Genomic DNA, 23,906 nt, shown 5'->3' on the forward strand with positions numbered 1-23,906 from the left:
CAGAGACATGACCCCTGGATCGAGCGGAGCGAACAGAATGAGCCACGAAACCCAGGCCGTGCGCGTGAACGGCCTTTCCTTCAACTGCCGCCTGGACGGTCCCGAGGGTGCCCCCTGGATGGTGTTCAGCAACTCGCTGGTGACAAACCTTTCGGTTTGGGACCGGCAGGTCGAGGCGTTCGGCGGGCGCTATCGCATCCTGCGCTACGACCAGCGAGGCCATGGCGGGACCGAGGTGCCGGCGGAAGCTGCGAACCTCGACGTGCTCACCGAGGATGCGGCGGCACTGATGGCGCATTTCGGTGTCAGCGGCGCGGTGGCCATGGGTGTCTCCATGGGTGCGGCCACCGTTCTCTGCCTCGCCGCGCGCCATCCGGACCTCGTCGCCGCCGTGATCGCCTCGGACGGACAGGCGGGCACGGCGGCGGGAGGGGCGCAGACCTGGCAGGAGCGGATCGATTTCGCGCGTGAGAACGGCATGTCGGCCTGCGCCGACGCGACGGTGAGGCGCTGGTTCTCCGCCGCCGCGATCGCGGCGGGAAATGCGGCCATCCCCCATGTGCGGGAGATGGTCAGGACCACGCCCGAGGCCGGCTTCGTCGCCTGTGCGACCGCCTTACAGTCCTACGATATCCGCGCCGAGCTTCCGACGCTGCGCCAGCCCGTGCTGCTGCTGGCCGGAGAGATGGACGGTGCCATGCCGAAGACGATGCGCGGCATGGCCGAGGCAATCCCGGACGCGCGCTTTGTCGAGGTGCCCGGAGCAGGCCACATTCCCTGCCTTGAAGCGCCAGGATTGTTCAATGCCGCCGTGGAAACGTTTCTGGCGGAGAAGCGGAGCGCAGCCTGAGGCGGCACGTTCCGAGGCCCCGCTGACGGGGGTGGGTCCCGCATCTCGAAGCCCGCACCCCGGCGAACAGCCGGCCGGCAAGGGGCACCTCCTGCGAGTGGCAGATCAAGCCGGCCACCGATGGCCATCATGCCTGGCCGTCCGGCCAGACCTGCTTGACCGAGCGGTGCGTGGAGACCACCGGTCCCGGGCCCGCGGAGGCGGGCGGCGCGCCGGGCGGTTCGTCGGCGCCGCGCCTTGGGCGCGGCGCGCGGCAAAGGGTCAGAGGGCCTCGCCGAGCAGCGCGTGAGCGACGCCTCCCAGGATATGCGTGGCGAGCACCTCCCGCGCCGCTGCGGCATCGCGGCGCATCGCGCAGTCGCGCAGCTCCGCGTGTTCCCGCACCGCGATGTCGCCGCGGAAGCCCAGAGCGCGATTCTGGTAGCGCTGATACCGGTCGAAAACCGCCGCGTGGGTCGCCATGAGCGTGTGCGAGCCACAGGCGGAAATCAGCGCCTGATGAAAACGAGCGTCGAAGCGGCGCCAGGGCTCCAGCGCGGCGGCCTCGCCCGCGCGCAGCCGCTCCTCCATCAGTGCAAGCTTGTGGTGCGCCGCCACGACGCGCGCCTCCCACTCGACGTCACCCGCGCGGAAGGCCTGTTCGAGCGCATGCCCCTCCAGCAGCAGGCGCAGGCTCGCGAGCTCGCGGAGATCGGCTTCGGAGAAGGGGGCGACCTCGAAGCCGCGCTGCCCCTCGGCCACCACCAGCCGTTCGGCGACCAGCCGGCTGAGCGTCTCCCGCAGGGTGCCGACGCCGGCGCCATAGGCGTCGCGCAAGGCCTCCAGCCTGAGCTTCTGGCCCGGCGCCAGGGTGCCGCGCAGGATGTCGGCCCGGATCAGGCGATAGGCGCGCTCGCCGGCGGCTTCCGGCGCCGCGAGCAGCGGTGAGGCGTCGTTCATGCCCTTGCCCGCAGCCGGGCCGGAGGCGCGGCTTCCAAGGGGCGCGCGGCAGGGCGGCCACCGGCGAATGGCAGCAGGGCGCCCGTGCGAACCACATGGTCCACGCAGCCGGCCACATGCGCCTCCAGCACACGGCAGGCGCTCGCGGCATCGCGGCGAAGCGCGCAGTCCAGCAAGGCCGCGTGCTGCTCCGCCGCCACGGTGCCGCGGAACAGCACGGCCACCATCTGGTAGCGCAGGTAGCGGTCATAGGCTGCGGTGCAGGTCTCCAGCAGCGCCGCGGAGCCGCAGGTCTCGATCAGCGCGTGATGGAACTCGCGATCGTAGCGCTTCCAGAGAGCGGCATCGGCGGGTTCGCCGGCGAGCAGGCGCCGCTCCAGCACGGCGAGTTTATGATGCGCGCCGACGACGCGGCCCTCCCATTCCAGGTCGCCCGCCGCGAAGGCCGGCACGAGGGCGTGGCACTCGAGCAGGAGCCGGAGATCGGCGATCTCCCGGAAGTCCTTTTCTGAAACGGGGGCGACGGTGAAGCCGCGCTGCCCCTCGGCCGCGATGAGCCCCTCGGAGGCGAGGCGGTTCAGCGCCTCCCGCAAGGTGCCGATGCTGGTCCCGTAGACCTGCCGAAGAGCGTCCAGCCCGAGCTTCTGGCCAGGGGCAAGCCGGGCCAGCACGACATCGGCGCGGAGGCGGCGATAAACGCCTTCGCCAGAGCTGTCCTCCGCGTCCGTCATCTCGGCAGCCGGTGCCCGCACGCCTTTGCTCCCTTTCCTGACGCCGAAATATCGAGGTGGCGCGACCCGAGTGCAATATCCGCTGTTTTTGAAAATATCCGATCAAACGCGGAATCGCTGTTGATCCTGGCTTTCGTTGTAAATACCGTCAGACCGGACGCCGCCATGCGGCCAAGAGCACAAGAGAACGTTTCGGGACAGGGAAACGCCCATGCAACCGCTGATCGGACGCCGGTCCGCCCTGGTGGCCGCGGCCGCCGCACTCGCCGCCGCCCCCGCCATCCCGGCGCAAGCCCAGGCCCGCAAGCGCCTGCGCTTCACCGCCGTCTTCTCCGACCAGGACATCCGCGGGGAGGCCATGCGCGGCTTCCAGCGCGACCTCGCCTCCGACTTCGACGTCGAGCTGCACCTGAACGCCACCCTGTTCCGGCAGGGCACCGAGCTTGTTGCGCTGCAGCGCGGCAATGTGGAGATGGCGAACCTTTCGCCGCAGGACCTCTCGCGCCAGATCCCGGCCTGGTCGGTGATGGCCTCCGCCTACCTGTTCCGCGACGTGGACCACATGCGCAAGACCTTCGCCTCCGATGTCGGGCGCGAGTTCAAGCGCATGGCGCGCGAGCAGCTCAACGTGCAGATCCTCGGCCCGCTCTACTTCGGCACCCGGCAGGTCAACCTGCGCCCGCGCAAGCGCATCGCCACGCCCGCCGACATGGCCGGCATCAAGCTGCGCATGCCGCCCGGCGAGACCTGGCAGTTCCTGGGCGAGGCACTGGGCGCGAACCCGACCCCCGTGGCCTTCGCGGAGCTCTATACGGCCTTGCAGAGCGGGGCGATCGACGGCCAGGACAACCCGCTGCCGACCAGCCGCACGATGCGTTTCCACGAGGTGACCACGCAGTTCGTGCTGACCAGCCATCTGGTGGCCTATGACCTGCTTTCCGTTTCCGGCCGCTTCTGGGATGGGCTGACGGCGGCGCAACAGGAGAAGCTGCAGGCCGCGACGGATCGCGTGATCGAGGAGAGCACGCGGCGCCACCTGACCCAGGAACAGGAAACGGCGGAGTTCTTCAAGGCCCAGGGCCTGGAGGTCTATGCGCCGGATGTGGAGGCGTTCCGGGCGGAGGCGCAGCGCCGCTACCTCGCCTCCTCGCAGTCGAAGGACTGGCCGGCCGGCATCCTCGAGCGGATCAGCGCCGTCCGCTGAGGCCGGGGAATGGCCTTTGTCCCGCGCCCCGCCCTCGGCTGGCTGCACCGGCGGGCCGAGAATGTGCTCGCCGCGCTGCTGGCGGCGATGTTCATCGCCTTCATCATCCAGATCGTCATGCGCTACGTGGTGAACCGTCCGGTTGGCTGGACGACCGAGGTCTCCACGCTGGCTTGGCTCTGGGGCATCCTCTGGGGCGCCGCGTTCGTCCTGAGGGACGAGGAGGAGATCCGGTTCGACATTGTCTACGGCCCCCTGCCGCCGGTGTTGCGCCGCCTCGCCGATGTCATCACCGGCCTGTCGGTGGTCGCCGTCTTCGGCTGGTCGCTGCCGGCGGTCTATGACTACGTCACCTTCATGAAGGTGGAGCGCTCGGCCTATCTCGGCATCCGCTTCGACCTGCTCTACTCGATCTACCTGGCCTTCGCGCTGGCCATGATGGTCCGCCACGGCTGGATCGCCTGGCAGGCGGCCACCGGACGGCGCCATGCGGCGGATCGCGCCGCATGATCTCCGGCAGCCCCTTCTCCCTCGCGCTCCTCGCGCTGGTCGGGCTGTCGCTGCTGGGGCTGCCGATCGGCCTGGCCATGATCATGGGCTCGATCCTCTACCTGGCGCTTTCCGGGCAGGACATGTCGATCGCGGCGGAGCAGATCCTCAACGGCCTGAACGGCAGCTACATCCTGCTCGCCGTCCCGCTCTTCATCTTCTCGGCGGGCCTGATGAACGTCGGCACGATGACCGACAGGCTGCTGCGGTTCTGCAACCTGCTTGTCGGGCGGTTCCGCGGCGGGCTCGGCCATGTGAACGTGGTCCAAAGCGTCATCTTCGCAGGCATGTCCGGCTCGGCCATCGCGGATGCGGCCGGCGGCGGCAAGCTGATCATCGACATGATGCGGCGCGACGGCGCCTATCCCGCGAGCTATGCCGCCGCCATCACCGCCGCGACCGCGGTGGTCGGGCCGATCATCCCGCCCTCCATCCCGATGGTGCTCTACGCGCTGATCTCCGACAGCTCCATCGGCTACCTGTTCCTCGGCGGCGTGATTCCCGGCCTGCTGATGGGCCTCGCGCAAATGGGAATCAACACCTGGATGGCCTACCGCCACGACTACCCGGTGGCGGAACGCGTGCCGCTGCGCGAGGTCCCGCGCCTGACCCTCGATGCCTTTCCGGCGCTGATGATGCCGGTGATCCTGCTGGGCGGGATCTATGGCGGCGTCATGACGCCGACCGAGGCCGCAGCCGTTGCGGCGGCCTACGCCTTCCTGATGGCCGTGCTGATCTATCGCAGCGTCTCGCTGCGGGACATCTACGGCGCCGTGCTCGCCAGCGCCCGCTCCACCGCCGCCATCGGCATGCTGATCGCCGGCGCGCTGGCCTTCAACTACGTGGTGACCAGCGAGAACATCCCGGGCACCGTGCGCCAGTTGCTGGCCGGATACGAGCTCTCGCAATGGCAGTTCCTGCTCGTGGTCAACCTCGTGCTGCTGGTGCTGGGCTGCCTGCTCGAGGGCAGCACCATCCTGCTCGTGGTGGTGCCGGTGCTGATCCCGACGGCCCAGGCGCTCGGCGTGGACATGGTGCATTTCGGCGTGGTGGTGGTGGTGAACATCATGATCGGGCTGATCACGCCGCCCTACGGGCTGCTGCTCTTCATCGTGGCGAAGCTCTCAGGGGCACCGCTCGCCGCCGTGGTCCGCGACACGATTCCCTTCATCCTGGCCATGCTCGCCGCGCTGATCCTGATCACCTACGTGCCCGAACTGGTGCTCTGGCTGCCGCGGCGGCTGGGCTACCAGGGATGAGCGCGGCAGCCCCCCACACAAGCTCAAGGCGACCGTCATGACCCGAACAATCGCCGTGCTGAATGGTCCCAACCTGAACCGCCTCGGCAAGCGGGAGCCCGAGATCTACGGGCACACGACGCTCGCCGAAGTGGAGGCGATGTGCCGCGATGCGGCCGGCGAGGACATGATCCTGTTCCACCAGACCAACTATGAAGGGCAGCTGGTGGAATGGATCCACGAGGCCACGGACAGTGCGGCGGATGGCATCATCATCAACCCGGCCGGCTTGACCTTCACCTCGATCCCGGTCCTCGACGCCCTCAAGATGTTCCCGGGGCCGATCATCGAGCTGCACATCTCGAACATCCACCGGCGTGAGCCGATCTATCACCGTTCACTTGTTTCCAGCGTTGCGACAGCGGTGGTCGCGGGCCTCGGCGCGCGCGGCTATTCGACCGCCGTTCGCTGCATGCGCGATCTTCTCGGAGACTGAGGCGCCCCTCGCCCACGGTGCGACGCCCAGCCTGCCGATGCGCGTGCCCATCACGCGCGGGCCGACCTGCCCTCACCTTCGGGCGAGGACGGGAAGGAGCCGAGCAGGATCAGTCGCCCCTGGGCAGCCGGCGCTGCGCCGCCATGCGCACGGCGGCGTTCGCGGCGCCGAAGCCGGCATAGCCGCCGGCCCGCTCCACGATCTCGAAGAAGAAGCGGTCCCGGAAGGCGCGGGTATAGGCATGGCGGAAGGTGCCGCCTTGCGCATCGCGGTCGTAGAGCAGGTGCTGGCGGGCGAGGGCGTTCAGCTCGGCATCCTCCAGCCCGAACCGGGCGCCGAGATCCTCATAGTAGTTGGAGGGAATGTCGAGCAGGGGGGCACCGCGCGCCGCCGCGGCGGCCACGGTTGCCTCGGCGTCCGGCGTGGCAAAGGCGATATGATGCACGCCAGCGCCGGCGAAGGCGGACACGAAGCGGCCCGTGCCGGTCCGGGTGCTCTCCGAGACGTTGAGCGGCAGGCGCAGGCTGCCATCGCCACTGGCGAAGGCCCGGCTGCGGACCAGGCCGTAAGGGTCGGGCAACTCCCAGGGGGTATCCGGCTCAAGGCCGAACAATGCGCGGTAGAAAAGGACGAAGCTGTCCATCATGCCCGGCGCCAGGGCCTGCGCCGCGTGATCCATGCCGAGCAGGCCGCCGCTACCGGTTGCCTCAGCCTCCTCCAGGTGGAAATCATCCTCCCAGATCCGCCGCGCGCCGCCTTCAGGGTTCTCCACGAGATAGATCAGCGTGCCGTCCGGGGCACGCAGAGCGGGAATGCGGCGCTCTCCTTCGCCGGTCCGCTCGCGCCAGACGGGGCAGAGCAGTGCCTCCGCCCGCGCCACCAGCCGCGCCGGGTCATCAACCCGGAAGGCCATGGCGCAGACCGAGGGACCGAGCTGCTGGAAGCGCTCCGATGCCGCGCTGTCGGGTTCCGCGTTCAACACCAGGTTCGCACCGCCATTGCGCCACAGCTCGACATCCTTGGAGCGATGCGTGCCGGCATGGCGGAAGCCCATCGTGCCGAGCATGGCGCCGAGCTCGGCCCGCGCGGCGTGATCCACCGCGAATTCCACGAACTCGATGCCCGAGAGCTTCGGCATGGCGGGAAGTGCGGCGTTGCCCACCTGCTCCTCCAGCCAGATCAGGCTGCGCAGCCCATCGCGCGCGATGCGGCGGGAGGGGGCGGCGCGGAACTCGTCGTTGAAGACCTCGAGCGAGAGCGGGCCGCAGTAACCGGCGGCCAGGATGTCGCGCAGGAAGCCGGCAACGGGCAGTTCTCCCTGGCCGGGAAAGCTGCGGAAGTGGCGGCTCCAGGAGAGCGGGTCCAGGGTCAGCCGCGGCGCATCCGCGAACTGGACGAAGAACAGCTTCTCCGCCGGCACCGCCTGCGCCAGGCCGGCAAGATCGTCGCCGAGGCAGAGCGTGTGGAAGCTGTCGAGGATGAGCCCGAGCGCCGGGTGGTCCGCCTGCTGCACGATATCCCAGGCCTGGCGCCAGCGGTTGGTATGCGTGCCCCAGGCGAGCGCCTCATAGCCAATCCGCAGGCCGCGCCGCCCGGCACGTTCCGCCATCTCGCGCAGGTCCGCCGCCGCGCGCGCTGGCTCAGGCAGGGCCGCGGCCTGGACATTGCTGCAGACGAGCAGGAGCTCCGCGCCGAGGGCCTGCATGGTGTCGAACTTGCGCTCGGCGCGGTCGAGGTTGCGGGCGCGCTGCGGCTCGGGCATTGCCTCGAAGTCGCGGAAGGGCTGAAAGATCGCGATCTCCAGGCCGAGATCCGCGCAGAGCCGTCTGGCCTCGCGCGCCGAGCCCTCGAAGGTCAGCAGGTCGTTCTCGAAGATCTCCACTGCCTCGAAGCCCGCAGCGGCGGCGGCCTCCAGCTTGTCGGGAAGGCTGCCGGAGAGGCAGACCGTCGCGATCGAACGCTTGTGGTGCATGGCCCGTCCTTCCTCCGTCAGATGTCGAAGAACACCGTCTCGCGCTCGCCCTGGAGGCGGATGTCGAGGATATAGACAGCCCCGTCGTCCCGTTGCTCGCGCCGCGCAATCAGCGTCTGCCGCCGCTCCGGCGGCTCGATCAGGTTCAGCACGGGGTCGGCGGCATTGGCGGCCGCCTCATCCTCGAAATAGAGCCGCGTGGCGAGGCCAAGATTGATGCCGCGCGCCACGATCCAGAGGTTGACGTGCGGCGCCATCGGCTGGTGGCCGCGGCGGCCGGCAACGGGGCCGGGCTTGATCGTCTCGAAGGCCCAGAGTCCCGTCTCGAAATCCGTGCCGGCCCGGCCCCAGCCGCGGAAGGCGGGATCCAGCGGCTTTCCCTCCTGCCGGTCCGCGGGATGGGCGTAGCGGCCTGCGGCATTGGCCTGCCAGATTTCCACCAGCGCGTCGCGGACGAGCGCCCCGGTGCCGTCGAGAATGCGTCCCTCGATGCGGATGCGTTCGCCCGGCGTTTCCGGCCCGATCAGCCGGTCGCCCAGGTTGTTCTCGAAGATCTCGAAGCCGGCCTGACGCGGGATCAGGCCGATATGCACATAGGGGCCGGCGGTCTGCGATGGCGTCTCCGGCAGGTAGCCGAGGCGGTCCGGCGTCATGGCTCAGTTCCCCTGCAGCTTGTTCTCGAACAGCGTGGAGCGGCGGCCGCGCAGCACGATGTCCCAGCGATAGGCCAGGGTGTGCAGCGGCACCGAGGCGCCAAGGTCGAGCCGCGCCACCAGCCGCTCCCGCGCCGCCGGGTCAGGGATGGTGGCGATGATGCTGTCATGCGGGATCAGCGGGTCGCCCTCGAAATACATCTGGGTGACCAGGCGCTGCGCGAAGCCCGCGCCGAAGACCGAGAAATGGATGTGCGCCGGCCGCCAGTCATTCACCCGATTGCGGTAAGGGTAGGGGCCGGGCTTGATGGTGCGGAAGTGCCAACGCCCCTCCGCATCCGTCAACACGCGGCCGCAGCCACCGAAATTCGGGTCGATGGGCGCCTCGAAGCGGTCATTGCGGTGCCGGTAGCGGCCGGCGGCATTGGCCTGCCAGAATTCCACCAGCACGCCGGGAACGGGGCGGGCACCGCCGTCCAGCACCCGGCCGTGCACGATGATGCGCTCGCCGATCGGGGCGCCGCCGTCCTGTGCGTGGTTCCGCACGAGGTCATTGTCGAGGGCGCCGAGCTCGCCTTGCGCGAAGACCGGGCCGGTCATCTCGGAGAGGGAGTTCTGCAGCGACCAGAGCGGCAGGCGGGGGGAGCGGAGAACACTGGTCTTGTAGATCGGCGTGAAGGCCGGCGGATGCGCCGCCGGGTCGCGCTGGAGAAACTCGCTTTCAGGATTCATGGGCGGGCCTCCTTCAAGGCCGTGGGATTGGCCGGCAGACCGAGCATGGCGCGGGCCTGCCGCGCCGTGGCGACGCGCCTGCCGTGCTCCACCGCCAGCGCGGCGACATGCGCGACAAGGGCGGCATTGCTGGGTGCGAGCGTGTTCCGGTCCATGCGGATGTTGTCCTCGAGGCCGGTGCGGCAGTGGCCGCCCATCTCAAGGGCCCAGCGCGCCACCTCGAACTGGCTGCGGCCGATGCCGGCGGCGGTCCAGGTGGCGCCCGGCAGCAATTCGCGCAGCTTCGCCACCTCGAATTCCAGGATGTCGCGCCGCGCCGGCAGGGCATGCTTCACGCCGAGGACGAACTGCACATGCGGCGGCGGGAGGATCAGCCCCCCGGCCACCAGGTCCGCGGTGTTGTAGAGCATGGCGAGGTCGAAGACCTCGATCTCCGGCTTGATTCCGAGATCGCGCATCTGCGCGGCCAGGTGGCGCACGAAGTCGGGCGGGTTCTCGTAGACGATGGTCGGGAAGTTCACGCTGCCGGTGGCCAGCGAAGCCATCTCGGGCTTCAGGTGCAGCATCGCGCCGCGCTGCTCCAGCGCCCTGCCGCGCCCTCCCGTCGAGAACTGCACGATGATGTCCGGGCAGTGCCGGCGGATGCCCTCCTGAAAGGCGGCAAACTTCTCCGGATCGCTGGAGGGACTTTCGTCGGCGTTGCGGACATGGACATGGACCAGCGCCGCGCCAGCCTCGTAGGCCGCATGGGCGCTCTCGACCTGCTCCGCCACGGTGACGGGCAGCGCCGGGTTGTCCCGCTTGCGCGGGACGGATCCGGTGATCGCGACCGAGATGATGCAGGGCTCAGCCATGGCGACAGTCCCTCCCTACTCCAGCGTGATGTGGCGGCTGCGGATCAGCTCGCCCCATTTGGTGCTCTCGGCGGTGAGATAGGTCGGGAACTCCTCCGGGCTGCCGACGGTGGGCAGGATCGAGTTCTGCCGCAACCGCTCCAACACTTCAGGATTCATCATCGTCGCGTGAAGAGCCGTGGAGAGCTTGTGGACGATCTGCTCCGGCAGACCGGCCGGCGCGAGCAGGGCGAAGTCGCTGGTCGCCTCAAAGCCGGGGAAGCCGGATTCCGCGATGGTCGGCACAGCGGGAGCCAGCGGGTTGCGCTCCGATGTGCTGACGCCAAGCGCGATGATCTTCTTGTCGGCCATCAGGGGCAGCGCGGTCACCGCGTCCACGAAGGCGGCATCGACCTCGCCCGTCATCAGCGCCTGCACCGCGGGCGCGCCGCCGCGATAGGTGACGTTCTGGATCTCGATGCCGGCCTGGCGGAGGAACAGCTCCGTCGCGAGATGGGCGGAGGAGCCCGCGCCGGAGGAGGCGTAGCTCAGCTTGCCCGGGGCTGCCTTCGCCTTGGCGACGAGGCCGGCGATATCGCGCACGCCGAGCTGCGGGTTGACGCAGAGAAAGATGGGCGAGACCGCGATGCGGCCGATCCCGATGAAGGCCTTGTCGTCGTCATAGCCCCGGTTCGGGAAGAGGTGGCGCGACATGGCATAGGTGGAGTTCACGCCGAGCAGCAGCGTGTAGCCATCCGGACGGGCGCGGGCGACGGAGGCGTGCCCGATGGTGCCGGAGGCGCCGGGGCGGTTGTCCACCACCACGTTGCCATTCAGCTCCTTCGAGAGCTGCTGGGCGATGACGCGCGCGACAAAATCAGTCGAGCCGCCGGGGGCCCAGGCCACCACCACCGTGACCGGTCGGCTGCCGGGATAGGCAACTTCGCTGGCCTGCGGCTGTGCCGCCGCTCCACGCGGGCCCGCAGCCAGGATGGCGAGCGCCCCGAGGGTCAGGCCGCCGAAAGCGCGACGGTTCGAAGGCATTTTGGTTCCTCCCGTGCGATCGGGGATCCATCCCCGGAGCCGTTCACCGGCCTTGATCTCCATTGACCTGTACGTACCGGATAGTACAAAACCTGAGCAAGGAAAAATTCGGCTGGCGGCCAGTTCTTCCGGCACTGTCCGCCACCCCTCCGCGTTTCGTGACCGGCTCGTCCTTCGAGGAGATCGCCGCATGTCCAGCTGGGACACCCGCCCCGCCATTCTCGCCGCCCTGATCGGCAGCGGGATCCAGGCCTCCCTCACGCCCGCGCTGCATGAACGCGAGGGGGCCGAGCAGGCGCTGCGCTATGTCTACAGGCTGGTGGATATCGAACGCCTCGGGCTCGGCGTGGAGGCGCTGCCGGACCTGTTGAGGGGCGCGGAGCGGATGGGCTTCACCGGGCTCAACATCACCCATCCCTGCAAGCAGGCGGTCATCCCCTTCCTGGATGAACTCTCCGAGGATGCGCGTGCCCTGGGGGCGGTGAACACCGTGGTGCTGCGGGACCGCCGGCGGATCGGCCACAACACGGATTGGTGGGGATTCGCCGAGGGCTTTCGGCGTGGCCTGCCGGATGTCCGGCGCGAACGGGTGGTGCAACTCGGCGCCGGTGGGGCCGGCGCGGCGGTGGCACATGCGGCGCTGACACTGGGCGTGGATCGCCTGGCGGTCTTCGACGTGGACGCCGCAAAGTCGGCGGCGCTCGCGGCAGACCTTTCGGCACGCTTCGGCGCGGGCCGCGCGGTGGCCGGCACGGATCTGCCGGCGGCGATGGCGGCGGCGGACGGGCTGATCAACTGCACGCCGACCGGCATGGCGAAGTATCCCGGGCTGCCCCTGCCCGCGGCCCTGCTGCGGCCCGCGCTCTGGGTCGCGGAGATCGTGTACTTCCCATTGGAGACGGAACTGTTGCGGGCGGCCCGGGCGCTGGGCTGCCGGACGCTCGACGGCGGCGGCATGGCAGTGTTCCAGGCCGTCGGGGCATTCCGCCTGTTCACCGGTATCGAGCCTGACGCCGGGCGCATGCTGCGCCACTTCGCCGCCATGGCCGGCACCAGTCGGCCATCAGCCAGGCCGGAGCAGCCCTGAGCGCGCCTGAGCGGGGTGCCTTGGGCGGAGTGACTGGGGGAGTGACTGGCGGAGTGACTGGCGGAGTGACTGGGCGGCTCCGGTCCGCCGATGCCTGAGCCCGCGCGTGCTCAGGGCGATCCGTGGCCATCCGGCGCCAGGTAGCGCAGAACCGCTGCCACGATCATGCGCCGGTGCGTGGCGATACATTCAACAGCCTGCAGGTCGCGGCCGAAGATGGCGTGCAGGGTGTACCGGTTGGAGACACGGTAGAAGCAGAAGGCGCTGATCAGCATGTGAAGGTCGAGTGGATCAACCCCCGGGCGAAAGACGCCCTCCCCCTCGCCCCGCTGCAGCAGGGCACGGAGAGTATCGATCACGGCGGCATTGCGCTTGCGGATAGCTGCCGATGCCGCAACGTGGCGGCCCTCCTGAATGTTCTCCACACTGACGAGGCGGACGAATTCGGGATGCGCGGCATGGTGGTCGAAGGTCACCTCGACCAGTCGCTGCAACGCCTCCGCGGGCGGCAATTCCTCGAAACGAAGCGCCTGCTCGGCGTCGCGCATCCCGCCATACATCTCTTCCAGCACGGCGGCGAAGAGCTGCTCCTTGCCGCCGAAATAGTAGTAGATCATGCGCTTGGTGGTGCGGGTGCGGGCGGCGATTTCATCCACGCGGCCGCCGGAATAGCCTTTCTCACTGAACTCGGCGATGGCTGCGTCCAGAATGTCGCGCCGGGTCTGCTCCGGTGCACGCGAGCGGCGTTCTCCGGCGTTGCCTGCGGGCGCGATGGACAGGTCTTCCAAGGGCATCTCGACGATGGACTCTCCAGTTCGTCCATAATAGCAGGGATCCTGGTCCGTGTCGCTTGGCGTGCGCTCGAGGGATCGCCGTGACAGGCCCCCTCAGGGAGCTCGATCGCCTTCGTCCGGGCCTGCACGCGCGGCCGCGACGGACACACCGGGCAAGTGTCGGCCCACCCGCGGTCGGCTCCGGCGCGGACGGGCGACAACTCGGCAGTTGGAGCCTCCTCGCAGCCCTCTGGCGTGACCTCATGGCCGGAGGATGATGTGCGCCGTGCGTCACGATGCCTCGCCCGGCAGGCCGGTGCTGCGGGTTCGATCTTTCATCAATCCGGCTGCCGTCGACTGCGATCTATGGCATCGTCGCGTTCGCCAGAACACGGCGGAGGCGACCATGGCGAGACTTCTCGAAGTCCTTTTGGTCCTGAACACGGTGGCCGGCCCGGCGGACCGGCTCCCGGACGTCCTGCGCGCCATCGGCCAGCAATACCGGGTGGTCTCCACCGCCCCGCCCCGCCTCGCCGTGGTCGAGGCCGAGGAGGGGCAGGTGCCGGCCCTCCGCCAGGCACCAGGCGTCAGGATGGTCGTCGAGGGCGACATCCCGCCCGACCTGCTGGCGGAGTTGACCGCGAGCGAGCGCCTCTTTGCGCAGGCCTGGAGGATGCAGGCAACGCAGGCGAAAGGGGAACGCCGCGGCGAGGGGCTGCCGTGGGATGCGCCGGGCTTCACGCCGCCTGATCCGCCGCGGAGGCCGTAGGTCCGTCAGGCGGCCGCCCCGCGCCATCGAGGGGGAGTGCCCCGAAGGCGCGGCTTTCGTCCGGCCGCCCGCAAGAATGGCCGGGTGGCTCTCAGGCGCCCATGGCCCACCAGCCATGCCACCAATCCGGGAAGGCGGGCTCCCAGGCCGCGGTCCAGGCCCGGCCATCCAGCCCGGTGACGAAGGCGTCAAGCTTGTCCGTGCTGCGGGACACGGTGACCACGGGCGAGCGTGCCGCCGCCTGCCCGTTGTTGAGGCGCCACCAGCCATGCCATCCGTCGGCGAAGGCCGGCTCCCAGGCGGCCGTGTAGATGAAGCCGTCGGTGCCGACAACGAAGATGTCGAGCTTGTCGGTGCTCCGGGACACCGCGGTGACCGCGGCACCGGCCGCTCCCAGGCCGCCGTTGATATGCCACCAGCCATGCCATCCGTCGGCGAAGGCCGGCTCCCAGGCGGCGGAGAGGACGCGGCCGCGGACGTCGCAGGCGAAGATGTCGAGCTTGTCGCGGCTGCGCGACACCACGTGGATCGGTGCCTTCGCCGGAAAGGCCTCGCCGCCGATGCGCCACCACCCCAGCCAGCCGCTGTCCGGACGCCAGGCGGCCGTCCAGCCTCCGCCATCGGTCCCGGTCACGAAGATGTCGAGATGGTCCGGCGCGCGCGAGACGGTGGTCACCGGCGCGCCAGGGGCGCCCATGCCGCCGTTGATGTGCCACCAGCCGTGCCATCCGTCGGCGAAGGCCGGCTCCCAGGCGGCGGAGAGGACGCGGCCGCGGACGTCGCAGGCGAAGATGTCGAGCTTGTCGCGGCTGCGCGACACCACGTGGATCGGTGCCTTCGCCGGAAAGGCCTCGCCGCCGATGCGCCACCACCCCAGCCAGCCGCTGTCCGGACGCCAGGCGGCCGTCCAGCCTCCGCCATCGGTCCCGGTCACGAAGATGTCGAGATGGTCCGGCGCGCGCGAGACGGTGGTCACCGGCGCGCCAGGGGCGCCCATGCCGCCGTTGATGTGCCACCAGCCGTGCCATCCGTCGGCGAAGGCCGGCTCCCAGGCGGCGGAGAGGACGCGGCCGCGGACGTCGCAGGCGAAGATGTCGAGCTTGTCGCGGCTGCGCGACACCACATGGATCGGCGTGCTCGGCGGAAAGGTCTCGTTGCCGATGCGCCACCATCCCAGCCATCCGCTGTCCGGGCGCCAGGCGGCTGTCCAGACATGGTTGTCGGTTCCCACCACGAAGATGTCGAGATGGTCGGGCGCGCGCGAGACGGCCGTGACCGGGGCGCCGGGCGCCCCCATCCCTCCCAGGATGTGCCAGAAGCCCTGCCACCAGGTGGGCATGGCGGGCTCCCAGGCCGCGGACATCACCCGTCCCTTGTCGTCGCAGAAGAAGATGTCGAGCTTGTCCCTGCTGCGGGACACAGCATGGATGGCGGTTCCCTGGGGCGCGCGGGCGGTGGTGAGGCCCCAGCCGTAGTGCCGCCGCGTGTGCGCGCACATCTCCCACGAGTTGGCCTTCATGATGCAGGCGATGCCGCCGCCGGGAGCGCAGTTCTCGCAGTTGAGGTTGGCTTCCTTGAAGACGCCCCAGGCACCTCCGCAGTCGCATCCGCTGGACGCGTACTCGTCCGGAGCCCCGAAGATGTGGCCCGTCTCATGCGCGAAGACGCGGTCGATGTTGTCGACCCCCCAGCCGTCATTCGCGTAGTCCATGACGAGCCGCGGGCCGCCGATGGAAGCGTAGGCGAAATGGTCGAGGGGGTACTTCACGAAGAAGGCGCAGTACGCCCAGTCGGTGCGGTGGCCGTTTCGCAGGCCTTCCACGAAGTCGATGACGCCCTGCCAGGACTGGGCGTGCCCCAACCCAGCCATGGCCGGGTTGCGCCAGCGCTCCTCGTTGTTCGCGGCGGCGGCGTCGGCGGCGGTGGTGATATCGACCACCCTCGTGTCGTAGACCCAGGAAATGCCCGCTCCGCGGTTCTGCTCGGCCAGCCAGCCGAGCCCCGCCTGCGCCTCGGCGACAACACGGACCTGCTCCTCATTCGTGAAGCGCAGGGCGTCGGTCGGTCCGTTGACGATCACGATCCCAACGGCGATGGAGCCGGTCATGGCGGCGCTGGTTGGCCGTGGTGCCGGCGCCCCCGCCGCTGGCGGAGACCCTGCCCCTCCGGCGCCGGACGGCCCCGCCGGACCGGCGCCGCAGGCCTGCATGTCCCAGATCTGCCCGTTCCGCGGCCGCGCCGCCTTGGCGGCGGCGAAGTTGGGCGAGAGGCGGAGTTTGAACGCCTCGACGCCGAGCCGTTCAACGAGGGACAGGCCTGCCGTGGCGATCTGGGGGACCTGCCCTCCGGCGCCTGGTGTGGCGCGCATGATCTCGACCGTGCCGAAGCGATGCAGGGGAGGTCCCCCCGCCGGCGCGCCAGCCGCGCCAGCCGCGCGGGTCTGCGGCGCGAGGCCGGGAGAAGGACGTATCGAGATTGTTTCGTCGGCAGCGGACACATCGGCCATGGTGAGCAACTCCGCATGGGGAGAGGCGGGCGAGGACAAGGCACCTCCGGCCCTCAGGGACTTCCAGGCAGGGTGTTCCCCGCAGGGCCTCGCGGACGGCCGGCAGAGGCCCTGCGGTGACCGGCGGCATCACCCGCGCGGCCCGCGCACGGGAATGCCGATCACGATCCGGAACTGGTTTGCCTGAACTGTCCCTGGGCGCCGTTGGGCCTTCCACGAGACCGCAACCCTAGCCCTAATCATTCCGGAACTGAAATTACTTTGTGCGGCGGCTGGAAGGCCGTCCGCCGGAGAGGCCAGCGACGCGGCAACCGGCCATTGGGCACCCAGGCCTGGGGTCCGCCTGCCTCAAGCCCATGGCGCATGGCCGCTACCTGATCGGGTCCGCCAGCCGGCCGTTACTTCAGCCCCCGCGCGATGACGAGGCGTTGAACGTCGCTGGTGCCCTCGTAGATCTGGCAGACGCGCACGTCGCGATACAGGCGCTCGACCGGGAAGTCCGCCAGATAGCCGTAGCCGCCATGGACCTGGATGGCGGCGGAGCACACCAGCTCCGCCGCTTCGGAGGCGAAGAGCTTCGCCATGGAAGCCTCGGTGAGGCAGGGCAGGCCGGCCTGCCGGAGGGCGGCGGCGTGGAGCACCATCTGCCGCGCCGCCTCGATGCGGGTGGCCATGTCGGCGAGGCGGAAGGCGACCGCCTGATGCTGCAGGATGGGCTTGCCGAAGGTGACGCGCTCCCGGGCATAGGCGTGGGCCGCCTCGAAGGCCGCGCGCGCCATCCCCACGCATTGCGCGGCGATGCCGATGCGGCCGCCCTCGAGGTTGGACAAGGCGATCTTCAGCCCCTCGCCCTCCGCTCCAAGGCGCAGCTCCACCGGAATGCGCATGTCGTTGAAGGCGAGCTGGCAGGTGTCCGAGGAGTGCTGGCCAAGCTTCTCCTCGACACGGACCACTTCGTAGCCCGGCGTGTCGGTCGGCACGATGAAGGCGGAGATGCCCTTCTTGCCGGCATCCGGGTCGGTGACCGCGAACACGATCGCCAGGTTGGCGTTCTTGCCTGACGTGATGAACTGCTTGGCACCGGAAAGGACGTAATGGTCGCCGTCGCGGCGTGCGCGGGTCCGGAGGTTCGCCGCGTCCGAGCCCGCCTGCGGCTCGGTGAGGGCGAAGGCGCCGAGCAACGCGCCCGAGGCGAGCTTCGGCAGGAAGCGTTGCCGCTGTTCCTCGGTGCCGAACGTCATGATGGGCGTGCAGACCAGGGAGCAGTGCACGCTCACGATGGTGGAGCAGGCTCCGTCGGCCGCCGCGATCTCCTCCAGCGCGAGGGCGTAGGCGACAAGGTCGGCCTCGGAACCGCCATGGCGTTCCGGCACCAGCATGCCGAGAAAGCCGAGCGCGCCCATTTCCGCGAGTTCCTGACCGGGAAAACGGTGCTCCCGGTCGCGGGCGGCAGCGCCGGGCGAGAGGCGACCCTGCGCAAAGGCGCGCACGGCCTCGCGGATCTCGGCCTGCGCTTCGGTAAGGATCATGGGCGGTTTCCTCCAGGGGCGTGGTTGTTGTTGGCTGCGCCGCTCGCAGGGGTGCGGGCATGCGATGTGAGGCCCCTGCACCTGCTATGGCGAAAGGGTGGGCCGCGCCTCACCCGAGCCGTTCAAGCGCAACCGCCGTCGCCTCGCCGCCGCCGATGCACAGCGAGGCCATGCCACGTCTGAGGCCATGCGTCTGCAGCGCGGCGAGCAGCGTCACCATCACCCGCGCGCCGGAGGCGCCGATGGGATGGCCGAGCGCGCAGGCGCCACCATGCACGTTCACCTTCTCCTCCGGCAGGCCGAGATCCCGCATGGCCACCATGGGCACCACGGCGAAGGCCTCGTTGATCTCGAACAGGTCCACGTCCTTGAGCTGCCATCCGGTGCGCGCGGCCAGCTTCTGCAAGGCGCCCACCGGCGCGGTGGTGAAGCGATCCGGCGCCTGGCAGTGGGTGGAGTGGCCGATGATGGCGGCCAGGGGGGCGAGGCCGCGCTTCTCCGCCTCGGACCGGCGCATGAGGACCAGGGCCGCCGCACCATCGGAGATGGAGGAGGAATTGGCCGCCGTCACCGTGCCGCCTTCGCGAAAGGCGGGCTTCAGCGTCGGAATCTTCTCGGGCCTGGCCTTGGGGGGCTGCTCGTCGGTGGTCACCACCTTTTCCACCCGGCCCGCCATGACCGTGACGGGGGTGATCTCCGCCTGGAACGAGCCGTCGGCGATGGCCTTCTGCGCCCTGGCGAGGGAGGAAAGGGCGAAGGCATCCTGTGCTTCGCGAGTGAACTGGTAGGCCGCCGCGCAATCCTCCGCGAAGCTGCCCATGAGGCGGCCCTTCTCGTAGGCATCCTCCAGCCCGTCCAGGAACATGTGGTCCGTCACCCTGCCATGGCCCATGCGGTAGCCGGCGCGGGCGCGGTCCAGGAGGTAGGGAGCGTTGGTCATGCTCTCCATGCCGCCGGCCACGGCCAGTTGCGCCGAGCCGGCCAGGATGAGGTCGTGGGCGAGCATGGCGGCCTTCATGCCGGAGCCGCACATCTTGTTCACCGTCGTGGCGCCGGCGGAGGGCGGCAGGCCCGCGCGAAGGGCCGCCTGGCGCGCCGGGGCCTGCCCCTGGCCGGCGGACAGCACGCAGCCGAACACCACCTCCTCCACCTGGTCGGGGGCGACCCTCGCCCGCGCGAGGGCGGCGCCGATGGCGGCCGCGCCCAGGGCGGCGGCGCTGACATCCCGGAAATCGCCCTGGAACCCGCCCATGGGCGTGCGGGCCATGCCCATGATGACAACAGGATCGGAGGTGGTCATGCGGTCCTCCCTTGTGGAATGCCGGGGCCGGGGGTGCATCCGGCGTCCCAGCGGCTCAATGGCCGGCGGCTTGGCGGAGGGTCGGGCGTCTTGCCCGGCAGCCGCACGGCGCCCGGCGCTGGCACGGAGGTTGTCACGCCCTCAGCCCTGACGCGAGTGTCGAGAGAGCCGCGCCGCCGCGGCAGGCCGCCCTCGCCGGCGAGAACAGGGCATCCCCCCTGCCTCGGCCCCTCCGGCAGGCATGGCCCTGGGTGATGGCGCGCAACCGGGGGGGGGGGGTGAACTTCGCGGAAGCCTTGGTTGGCGCTCGCCGGGGTTGGCGCTCGCCGGGGCGCTGCGGATGGAGCGAGGCCGGAGAGCCGCGCCCCGATCGGCCGGGGCAGCGCACAAGGCAGCCCGGCGGCATGGCGACCGCGCTGCGGCCGGCCAGCCGGTGGATGAAGGTCAGGATCGGTTCGACACGGTGATGCGGGGCGGCGTCAGGATGCCCATGCGGCCGCAGGCCCGCCCGAGAAGCTGCCGCGCGGGCGTGCCGTTCGGCTGCGTGGTCCGGTGCCTGTGTGCGAGCCTGATCAGCGGCGGGCCGCGCGCGTGTTGCACCGGATGGCCGGCACGCCGCGATGCAGGGCCGCTCCTCGTCCAGCGGGGCGGACCCAGACGGGTCGCGCTGCCTGTGGCCTTCAGGCCGCCGACGCGCGCAGCGGCTCGGCGACGGTCGGCCTCCCGCCGCAGCGCGAGCAACGCAGCCGCTCGATCACCTGGCGGATCGGCGTGACGCTGGGCACCCGGTGCCGGACGGCCAGCTTGCCGATCTGCGGCTTTGTGCTGTGCCCGCAGCCGCACACTACGCGCAGCCGCAGCCCGGCGAGCATGAAGACCGGGTCCAGGGGCTCCTGCGGGCTTCCGCCGCCCGCCATGCCCTCCACCACGCGGCGCAAGTGGCCGGATGCGCCGGCCGTCGGCACGCAACGGGGGCCGGGAGGAGGCAAAAGCGGGGGTCTTTGCGCCATCAGGATCTCCAATGGCAGAGAGGTAGGAAAAGAACATAAAAAGAACAAGCGTGGCTGTTACGGCAGCCTCCTCGCCGCCCCGCCCTGGCGGGCGCCGCAGCGGGGGCACCGCATGTTGTCAGGTATCGCTTGCTGGCGTTCCGGTGTACCAGGAGGCATGCGCCGGCAGTACCATGTCCGTTGACACCACCCTGAACCGCAGAACCTTTCTTGCCCTTCTAGGCCTCGCAGCCGCAGCGCCCCGCAGGTCCGAAGCGCTGGAACTGGCCGATGCCAGCCGGCTGATCACCGACAACCGTGAAGACGGGGTGCGCCTGCTCAGCGCGGAGGGCGAGTTCATCGGCGCGCGCGGGGCGTATTATGGCCCGCCGGTGCCGTTCAGCCAGTTGCCCAAGCATCTGGTCGACGCGCTGGTCGCCAGCGAGGACCGCCGGTTCTACGAGCACTGGGGGCTGGACCCCCGCGCCATGGCGCGCGCCGTCTGGTCGACGCTCACCGGGCGCACCCAGGGCGGCAGCACGCTCACCCAGCAGACCATCAAGGAGATCTACCTCAAGGAGCACAGCCCGATCGTGCGCAAGCTGCTGGAGGAGCCTGTGCTCGCGCCGATCCTGGAGTTGAACCTGAGCAAGGAAGACATCCTGTTCGTGTACCTGAACAGGGTCTTCTTCGGCGGCAACGCCTATGGCATCGAGGCGGCGGCACGCGTCTACTTCAACAAGTACGCGCGCAGCCTCAGCATCCTGGAATCGGCCATGATGGTGGGGCTGCTGCCCGCGCCCAACCGGTACAACCCGCATCGCGACTTCGAAACCTCGCGCGACCGCGGCTTCCGCGTCATCGAGCAGATGGTGGAGGCCGGCATGCTCTCGCGGCGCGCGGCGGACCGCGCCAAGCGGCAGGAGGTCGCCATCGCCCCTTCCCGCGCGGCCTGGGGCGGGGTCTATCCGCGCGGCACGCAGCTCGGCTGGTTCGCCCGCTGGGCCGAGAAGGAAGCCAACGCCAACGCTCCCGTCGCCGCGCGGGAGGGGACGCGAACCATCACGACCACCCTGGACCTGCGGATCCAGGCCGCCGCCGAGAAGCACCTGCAGCAGGCGCTGCGCCAGCATGCCCGCGACAGGCAGATCGAGGAGGGCGCCGTGGTCGTCATGCGGTATGACGGGGCGGTGGTCGCGCTGGTGGGCGGGCGTGACTACAGGCAGAAGGAATGGGACCATGCCACGCAGGCCAGGCGGCAGCCGGGCTCGGTGGCCAAGCTGTTCGTCTACCTGGCGGCGCTTGAGGAAGGCAGCACGCCCGAGACCCGCGTCAGCGATGCCGCGCTGACGCTGGGCGGGCGCCCGGTCAGGAACTTCGACGACCGGTATCTCGGCGAGATCCCGCTCTCCACCGCCCTGGAAAGGTCTTCCAACACGGCGGCGGTCCGGCTGGCGATGCAGAACACCGCCGAGGTCAGGAAACTGATCATGGCAATGAACATCGACGACGATCCGCAGGGCGAGGCCGGCGACCTGGCACTGGGCACCTACGAGGCCCGGCTGGTTGACCTCACGGCGGCCTTCGCCAGCGTCGCCAACCGCGGCAGGATGGTGGTTCCCTACGCGGTGCAGAAGGTTCAGGATTCGACGGGCACCGAAACGCTGACGCGCGTCAGGCCGGCAAGCTCGGAGATCAGGCAGGTCATCGCGCCGCAGCATGCCGAAACGATGCGGGCCATGCTGTCGGGCGTGATCGAGCATGGAACCGGAAAGGCCGCCGATCCGGGCTTCTGGGCCGCGGGCAAGACGGGAACGACCACGGCCAGCCGCGACGCCTGGTTCATCGGCTTCACCGACACCTACGTCGCCGGGGTCTGGCTCGGCAACGGCGACAACGAGCCGATGCGGGGCGTATCGGGCGGCGGACTGCCGGCGCAGATCTGGCGCGCCGTGATGATGGACGCCGCCCGGCACGCGTGAGCGCGCACCCTCCCGCGCCTCGCGCACGCGGGCAGGGCAGCTCCAGGTGGGCGGGCGGCACCTTGCCACGCGGCGCGCGAGGGCCAATCTCGGAAGGGCTGCGCGGCCGTTCCGTGGCCGGCGCGGCGTTCTTCATCCGGCATTGCGGCCTGTCGCGGCGCGGCATCACCCGGTGCCGCGTTCAGTGCCGCATCCATCCGGAAACGACCATGCCGCTGCGCTTGCCCTTCCACAATACCTACGCGGCTCTGCCGGAACGCTTCTACGCGCGGGTTGCGCCGACGCCGGTGGCCGCGCCCGCCCTCCTGCGGGTGAACGCCGCCCTTGGGGAAATCCTTGGCCTGGATCCGGAAGACCTTGCCAGCCCCGAGGGCGTGGCGGTTCTGGCCGGCAACCGCGTGCCGGACGGCTCCGCGCCCCTCGCCATGGCCTATGCCGGGCACCAGTTCGGCCAGTTCGTGCCGCAGCTCGGCGACGGGCGCGCCATCCTGCTCGGCGAGGTGGTGGGGCGGGACGGCCTGCGGCGGGACCTCCAGCTCAAGGGCTCCGGGCCGACCCCCTTCTCCCGCCGGGGTGACGGGCGCGCGGCGCTGGGCCCGGTGCTGCGGGAATACCTGGTCAGCGAAGCCATGGCGGCGCTCGGCGTGCCGACGACGCGCAGCCTGGCCGCGGTGGCCACCGGCGAGGCGGTCCGTCGCGAAACGGCGTTGCCCGGCGCCGTGCTGACGCGCGTGGCCGCCAGCCATCTGCGGGTCGGCACCTTCCAGTACTTCGCCGCCCGCGGCGATGTGGAAGGCGTGCGCCTGCTGGCCGACCACGCGATCGCCCGGCACGACCCGGAGGCCGCCGGAGCGGAGCAGCCCTACCGCGCCTTCCTTGAGGCCGTGGTGGAGCGGCAGGCGGAACTCGTCGCCCGCTGGCTGCTCGTCGGCTTCATCCACGGCGTCATGAACACCGACAACACCGCGATCTCCGGCGAGACGATCGACTACGGCCCCTGCGCCTTCATGGACGCCTACGACCCCGCCACGGTGTTCAGCTCGATCGACTACATGGGCCGCTACGCCTACGGCAACCAGCCGCGCGTCGCGCAGTGGAACCTCGCCCGGCTGGCCGAGGCGCTGCTGCCGCTGCTGGATGAGGATGGCGAAGCGACGGTGGCCATGGCGCAGGAGACGCTGGCAGGCTTCGGCCCGCGCTTCGAGGCGGCCTATCTGGGCGGGCTGCGGCGCAAGCTCGGCCTTGCGACGGAGCGGGAAGGGGACGCCGCGCTGGTCCAGGACCTGCTGCGGCGGATGGCGGAGAACGGCGCAGACTTCACCCTGACCTTCCGGGGCCTTTGCGACGCGGCCCTGGGGCCGGAAGGCGATGCGGCGCCACGGGCGCTCTTCGCCGAGCCGGGCGCCTATGATGGCTGGGCGCTTTCCTGGCGGCAGCGCCTGGCGGCGGAGCCCGTGGCGCCGCAGCACCGCCGCGCCGCCATGCAGGCGGTCAACCCCCGCTTCATCCCGCGCAACCACCGGGTCGAGGCGGCCCTGAAGGCCGCCATCGAGGAGCAGGATCTCGGCCCCTTCGAGACGCTGCTGGACGTCCTTTCGCGACCCTACGAGGACCGGCCCGGGCTGGAAGGCTTCGCCCTGCCGCCTGCTCCCGAAGAGCGCGTGCGGCAGACCTTCTGCGGCACCTGAAGGCGGTGCGCCTCGGCGCGAGCGGATCCCGGCCAGGCGGAA

The 23,906-nt window shown here is 70.1% G+C and carries 21 protein-coding genes; 9 read left to right on the plus strand and 12 right to left on the minus strand.

The window, feature by feature from the left end; all coding sequences use genetic code 11:
* The first annotated feature begins 37 nt into the window (after positions 1 to 37).
* On the plus strand, positions 38 to 850 hold the full coding sequence (locus E0493_RS17970; protein WP_160938633.1) for an alpha/beta fold hydrolase: 813 nt from the start codon (positions 38 to 40) through the stop codon (positions 848 to 850).
* 261 nt (positions 851 to 1,111) lie between these two features.
* Here the strand turns inward: E0493_RS17970 and E0493_RS17975 are convergent, their stop codons facing one another.
* Entirely contained in the window at positions 1,112 to 1,789 is a 678-nt protein-coding gene (locus tag E0493_RS17975) for a GntR family transcriptional regulator (protein ID WP_160938634.1), read from the minus strand.
* Entirely contained in the window at positions 1,786 to 2,541 is a 756-nt protein-coding gene (locus E0493_RS17980; RefSeq protein WP_367614541.1) for a GntR family transcriptional regulator, read from the minus strand. Before E0493_RS17980 ends, E0493_RS17975 begins: the two co-directional genes overlap by 4 nt.
* A gap of 190 nt (positions 2,542 to 2,731) precedes the next feature.
* On the opposite strand from E0493_RS17980, the gene dctP reads away from it, so the two are divergent.
* Genes dctP through E0493_RS18000 form a run of 4 tightly spaced genes read left to right on the plus strand, consistent with a single transcriptional unit; the run spans position 2,732 to position 6,007 of the window.
* Positions 2,732 to 3,724, plus strand: a complete 993-nt coding sequence (gene dctP / locus E0493_RS17985; RefSeq protein ID WP_160938635.1) for a TRAP transporter substrate-binding protein DctP — start codon at positions 2,732 to 2,734, stop codon at positions 3,722 to 3,724.
* A gap of 9 nt (positions 3,725 to 3,733) precedes the next feature.
* Positions 3,734 to 4,234: a TRAP transporter small permease gene (locus tag E0493_RS17990; RefSeq protein ID WP_160938636.1), complete on the plus strand. Its 501-nt coding sequence runs from the start codon at positions 3,734 to 3,736 to the stop codon at positions 4,232 to 4,234.
* Entirely contained in the window at positions 4,231 to 5,532 is a 1,302-nt protein-coding gene (locus E0493_RS17995) for a TRAP transporter large permease (protein ID WP_160938637.1), read from the plus strand. Before E0493_RS17990 ends, E0493_RS17995 begins: the two co-directional genes overlap by 4 nt.
* A 37-nt stretch (positions 5,533 to 5,569) precedes the next feature.
* Entirely contained in the window at positions 5,570 to 6,007 is a 438-nt protein-coding gene (locus E0493_RS18000) for a type II 3-dehydroquinate dehydratase (protein ID WP_160938638.1), read from the plus strand.
* A gap of 109 nt (positions 6,008 to 6,116) precedes the next feature.
* Here the strand turns inward: E0493_RS18000 and E0493_RS18005 are convergent, their stop codons facing one another.
* The 5 genes from E0493_RS18005 to E0493_RS18025 are packed head-to-tail and all read right to left on the minus strand — an operon-like array spanning position 6,117 to position 11,241.
* Positions 6,117 to 7,979, minus strand: a complete 1,863-nt coding sequence (locus E0493_RS18005) for a bifunctional sugar phosphate isomerase/epimerase/4-hydroxyphenylpyruvate dioxygenase family protein (RefSeq protein ID WP_160938639.1) — start codon at positions 7,977 to 7,979, stop codon at positions 6,117 to 6,119.
* 17 nt (positions 7,980 to 7,996) lie between these two features.
* Positions 7,997 to 8,632 carry a protocatechuate 3,4-dioxygenase subunit alpha gene (gene pcaG / locus E0493_RS18010; protein WP_160938640.1) on the minus strand — a complete coding sequence of 212 codons (636 nt, stop codon included), beginning with the start codon at positions 8,630 to 8,632 and terminating at the stop codon, positions 7,997 to 7,999.
* Positions 8,633 to 8,635: 3 nt separating this feature from the next.
* On the minus strand, positions 8,636 to 9,364 hold the full coding sequence (gene pcaH, locus E0493_RS18015) for a protocatechuate 3,4-dioxygenase subunit beta (protein ID WP_160938641.1): 729 nt from the start codon (positions 9,362 to 9,364) through the stop codon (positions 8,636 to 8,638).
* Positions 9,361 to 10,218 (minus strand): BKACE family enzyme, encoded by an 858-nt coding sequence (locus tag E0493_RS18020; protein ID WP_160938642.1) that lies wholly within the window; start codon positions 10,216 to 10,218, stop codon positions 9,361 to 9,363. The genes pcaH and E0493_RS18020 overlap by 4 nt, the downstream gene beginning before the upstream one ends.
* 15 nt (positions 10,219 to 10,233) lie before the next feature.
* Positions 10,234 to 11,241 carry a Bug family tripartite tricarboxylate transporter substrate binding protein gene (locus E0493_RS18025; protein ID WP_160938643.1) on the minus strand — a complete coding sequence of 336 codons (1,008 nt, stop codon included), beginning with the start codon at positions 11,239 to 11,241 and terminating at the stop codon, positions 10,234 to 10,236.
* Between the two features lie 190 nt (positions 11,242 to 11,431).
* Between E0493_RS18025 and E0493_RS18030 the strand changes: the two genes are divergently transcribed.
* On the plus strand, positions 11,432 to 12,328 hold the full coding sequence (locus E0493_RS18030; protein WP_160938644.1) for a shikimate dehydrogenase: 897 nt from the start codon (positions 11,432 to 11,434) through the stop codon (positions 12,326 to 12,328).
* A gap of 110 nt (positions 12,329 to 12,438) precedes the next feature.
* On the opposite strand, the gene E0493_RS18035 is transcribed toward E0493_RS18030, so the two are convergent.
* On the minus strand, positions 12,439 to 13,122 hold the full coding sequence (locus E0493_RS18035; RefSeq protein WP_160938645.1) for a TetR/AcrR family transcriptional regulator: 684 nt from the start codon (positions 13,120 to 13,122) through the stop codon (positions 12,439 to 12,441).
* 265 nt (positions 13,123 to 13,387) lie between these two features.
* Between E0493_RS18035 and E0493_RS18040 the strand changes: the two genes are divergently transcribed.
* Positions 13,388 to 13,870, plus strand: coding sequence for a hypothetical protein (locus E0493_RS18040; RefSeq protein WP_160938646.1), 483 nt, complete (start codon positions 13,388 to 13,390; stop codon positions 13,868 to 13,870).
* Positions 13,871 to 13,961: 91 nt separating this feature from the next.
* On the opposite strand, the gene E0493_RS18045 is transcribed toward E0493_RS18040, so the two are convergent.
* From E0493_RS18045 to E0493_RS18060, 4 genes are all read right to left on the minus strand, one after another.
* Positions 13,962 to 16,376: a hypothetical protein gene (locus E0493_RS18045; protein WP_160938647.1), complete on the minus strand. Its 2,415-nt coding sequence runs from the start codon at positions 16,374 to 16,376 to the stop codon at positions 13,962 to 13,964.
* A gap of 398 nt (positions 16,377 to 16,774) precedes the next feature.
* On the minus strand, positions 16,775 to 17,905 hold the full coding sequence (locus tag E0493_RS18050) for an acyl-CoA dehydrogenase family protein (protein WP_160938648.1): 1,131 nt from the start codon (positions 17,903 to 17,905) through the stop codon (positions 16,775 to 16,777).
* Positions 17,906 to 18,014: 109 nt separating this feature from the next.
* Positions 18,015 to 19,205 carry an acetyl-CoA C-acyltransferase gene (locus E0493_RS18055; protein WP_160938649.1) on the minus strand — a complete coding sequence of 397 codons (1,191 nt, stop codon included), beginning with the start codon at positions 19,203 to 19,205 and terminating at the stop codon, positions 18,015 to 18,017.
* Positions 19,206 to 19,885: 680 nt separating this feature from the next.
* A complete protein-coding gene (locus tag E0493_RS18060) occupies positions 19,886 to 20,215 on the minus strand; it encodes a hypothetical protein (protein WP_160938650.1) in 330 nt (109 codons plus the stop codon).
* A gap of 173 nt (positions 20,216 to 20,388) precedes the next feature.
* Here E0493_RS18060 and E0493_RS18065 point away from each other — a divergent pair, with 173 nt between their 5' ends.
* The gene (locus tag E0493_RS18065; RefSeq protein ID WP_160938651.1) at positions 20,389 to 22,176 is read left to right on the plus strand and encodes a transglycosylase domain-containing protein; all 1,788 of its coding nucleotides are present in this window, start codon (positions 20,389 to 20,391) and stop codon (positions 22,174 to 22,176) included.
* A 209-nt stretch (positions 22,177 to 22,385) separates the two neighbouring features.
* Complete coding sequence (locus E0493_RS18070) at positions 22,386 to 23,864, plus strand: protein adenylyltransferase SelO (RefSeq protein WP_160938652.1); 1,479 nt, start codon at positions 22,386 to 22,388, stop codon at positions 23,862 to 23,864.
* The last annotated feature ends 42 nt before the right edge of the window (positions 23,865 to 23,906 follow it).

This window comes from Teichococcus coralli, from assembly GCF_009829925.1.
In the GTDB taxonomy this organism is placed as follows: Bacteria; Pseudomonadota; Alphaproteobacteria; order Acetobacterales; family Acetobacteraceae; genus Pseudoroseomonas; species Pseudoroseomonas coralli.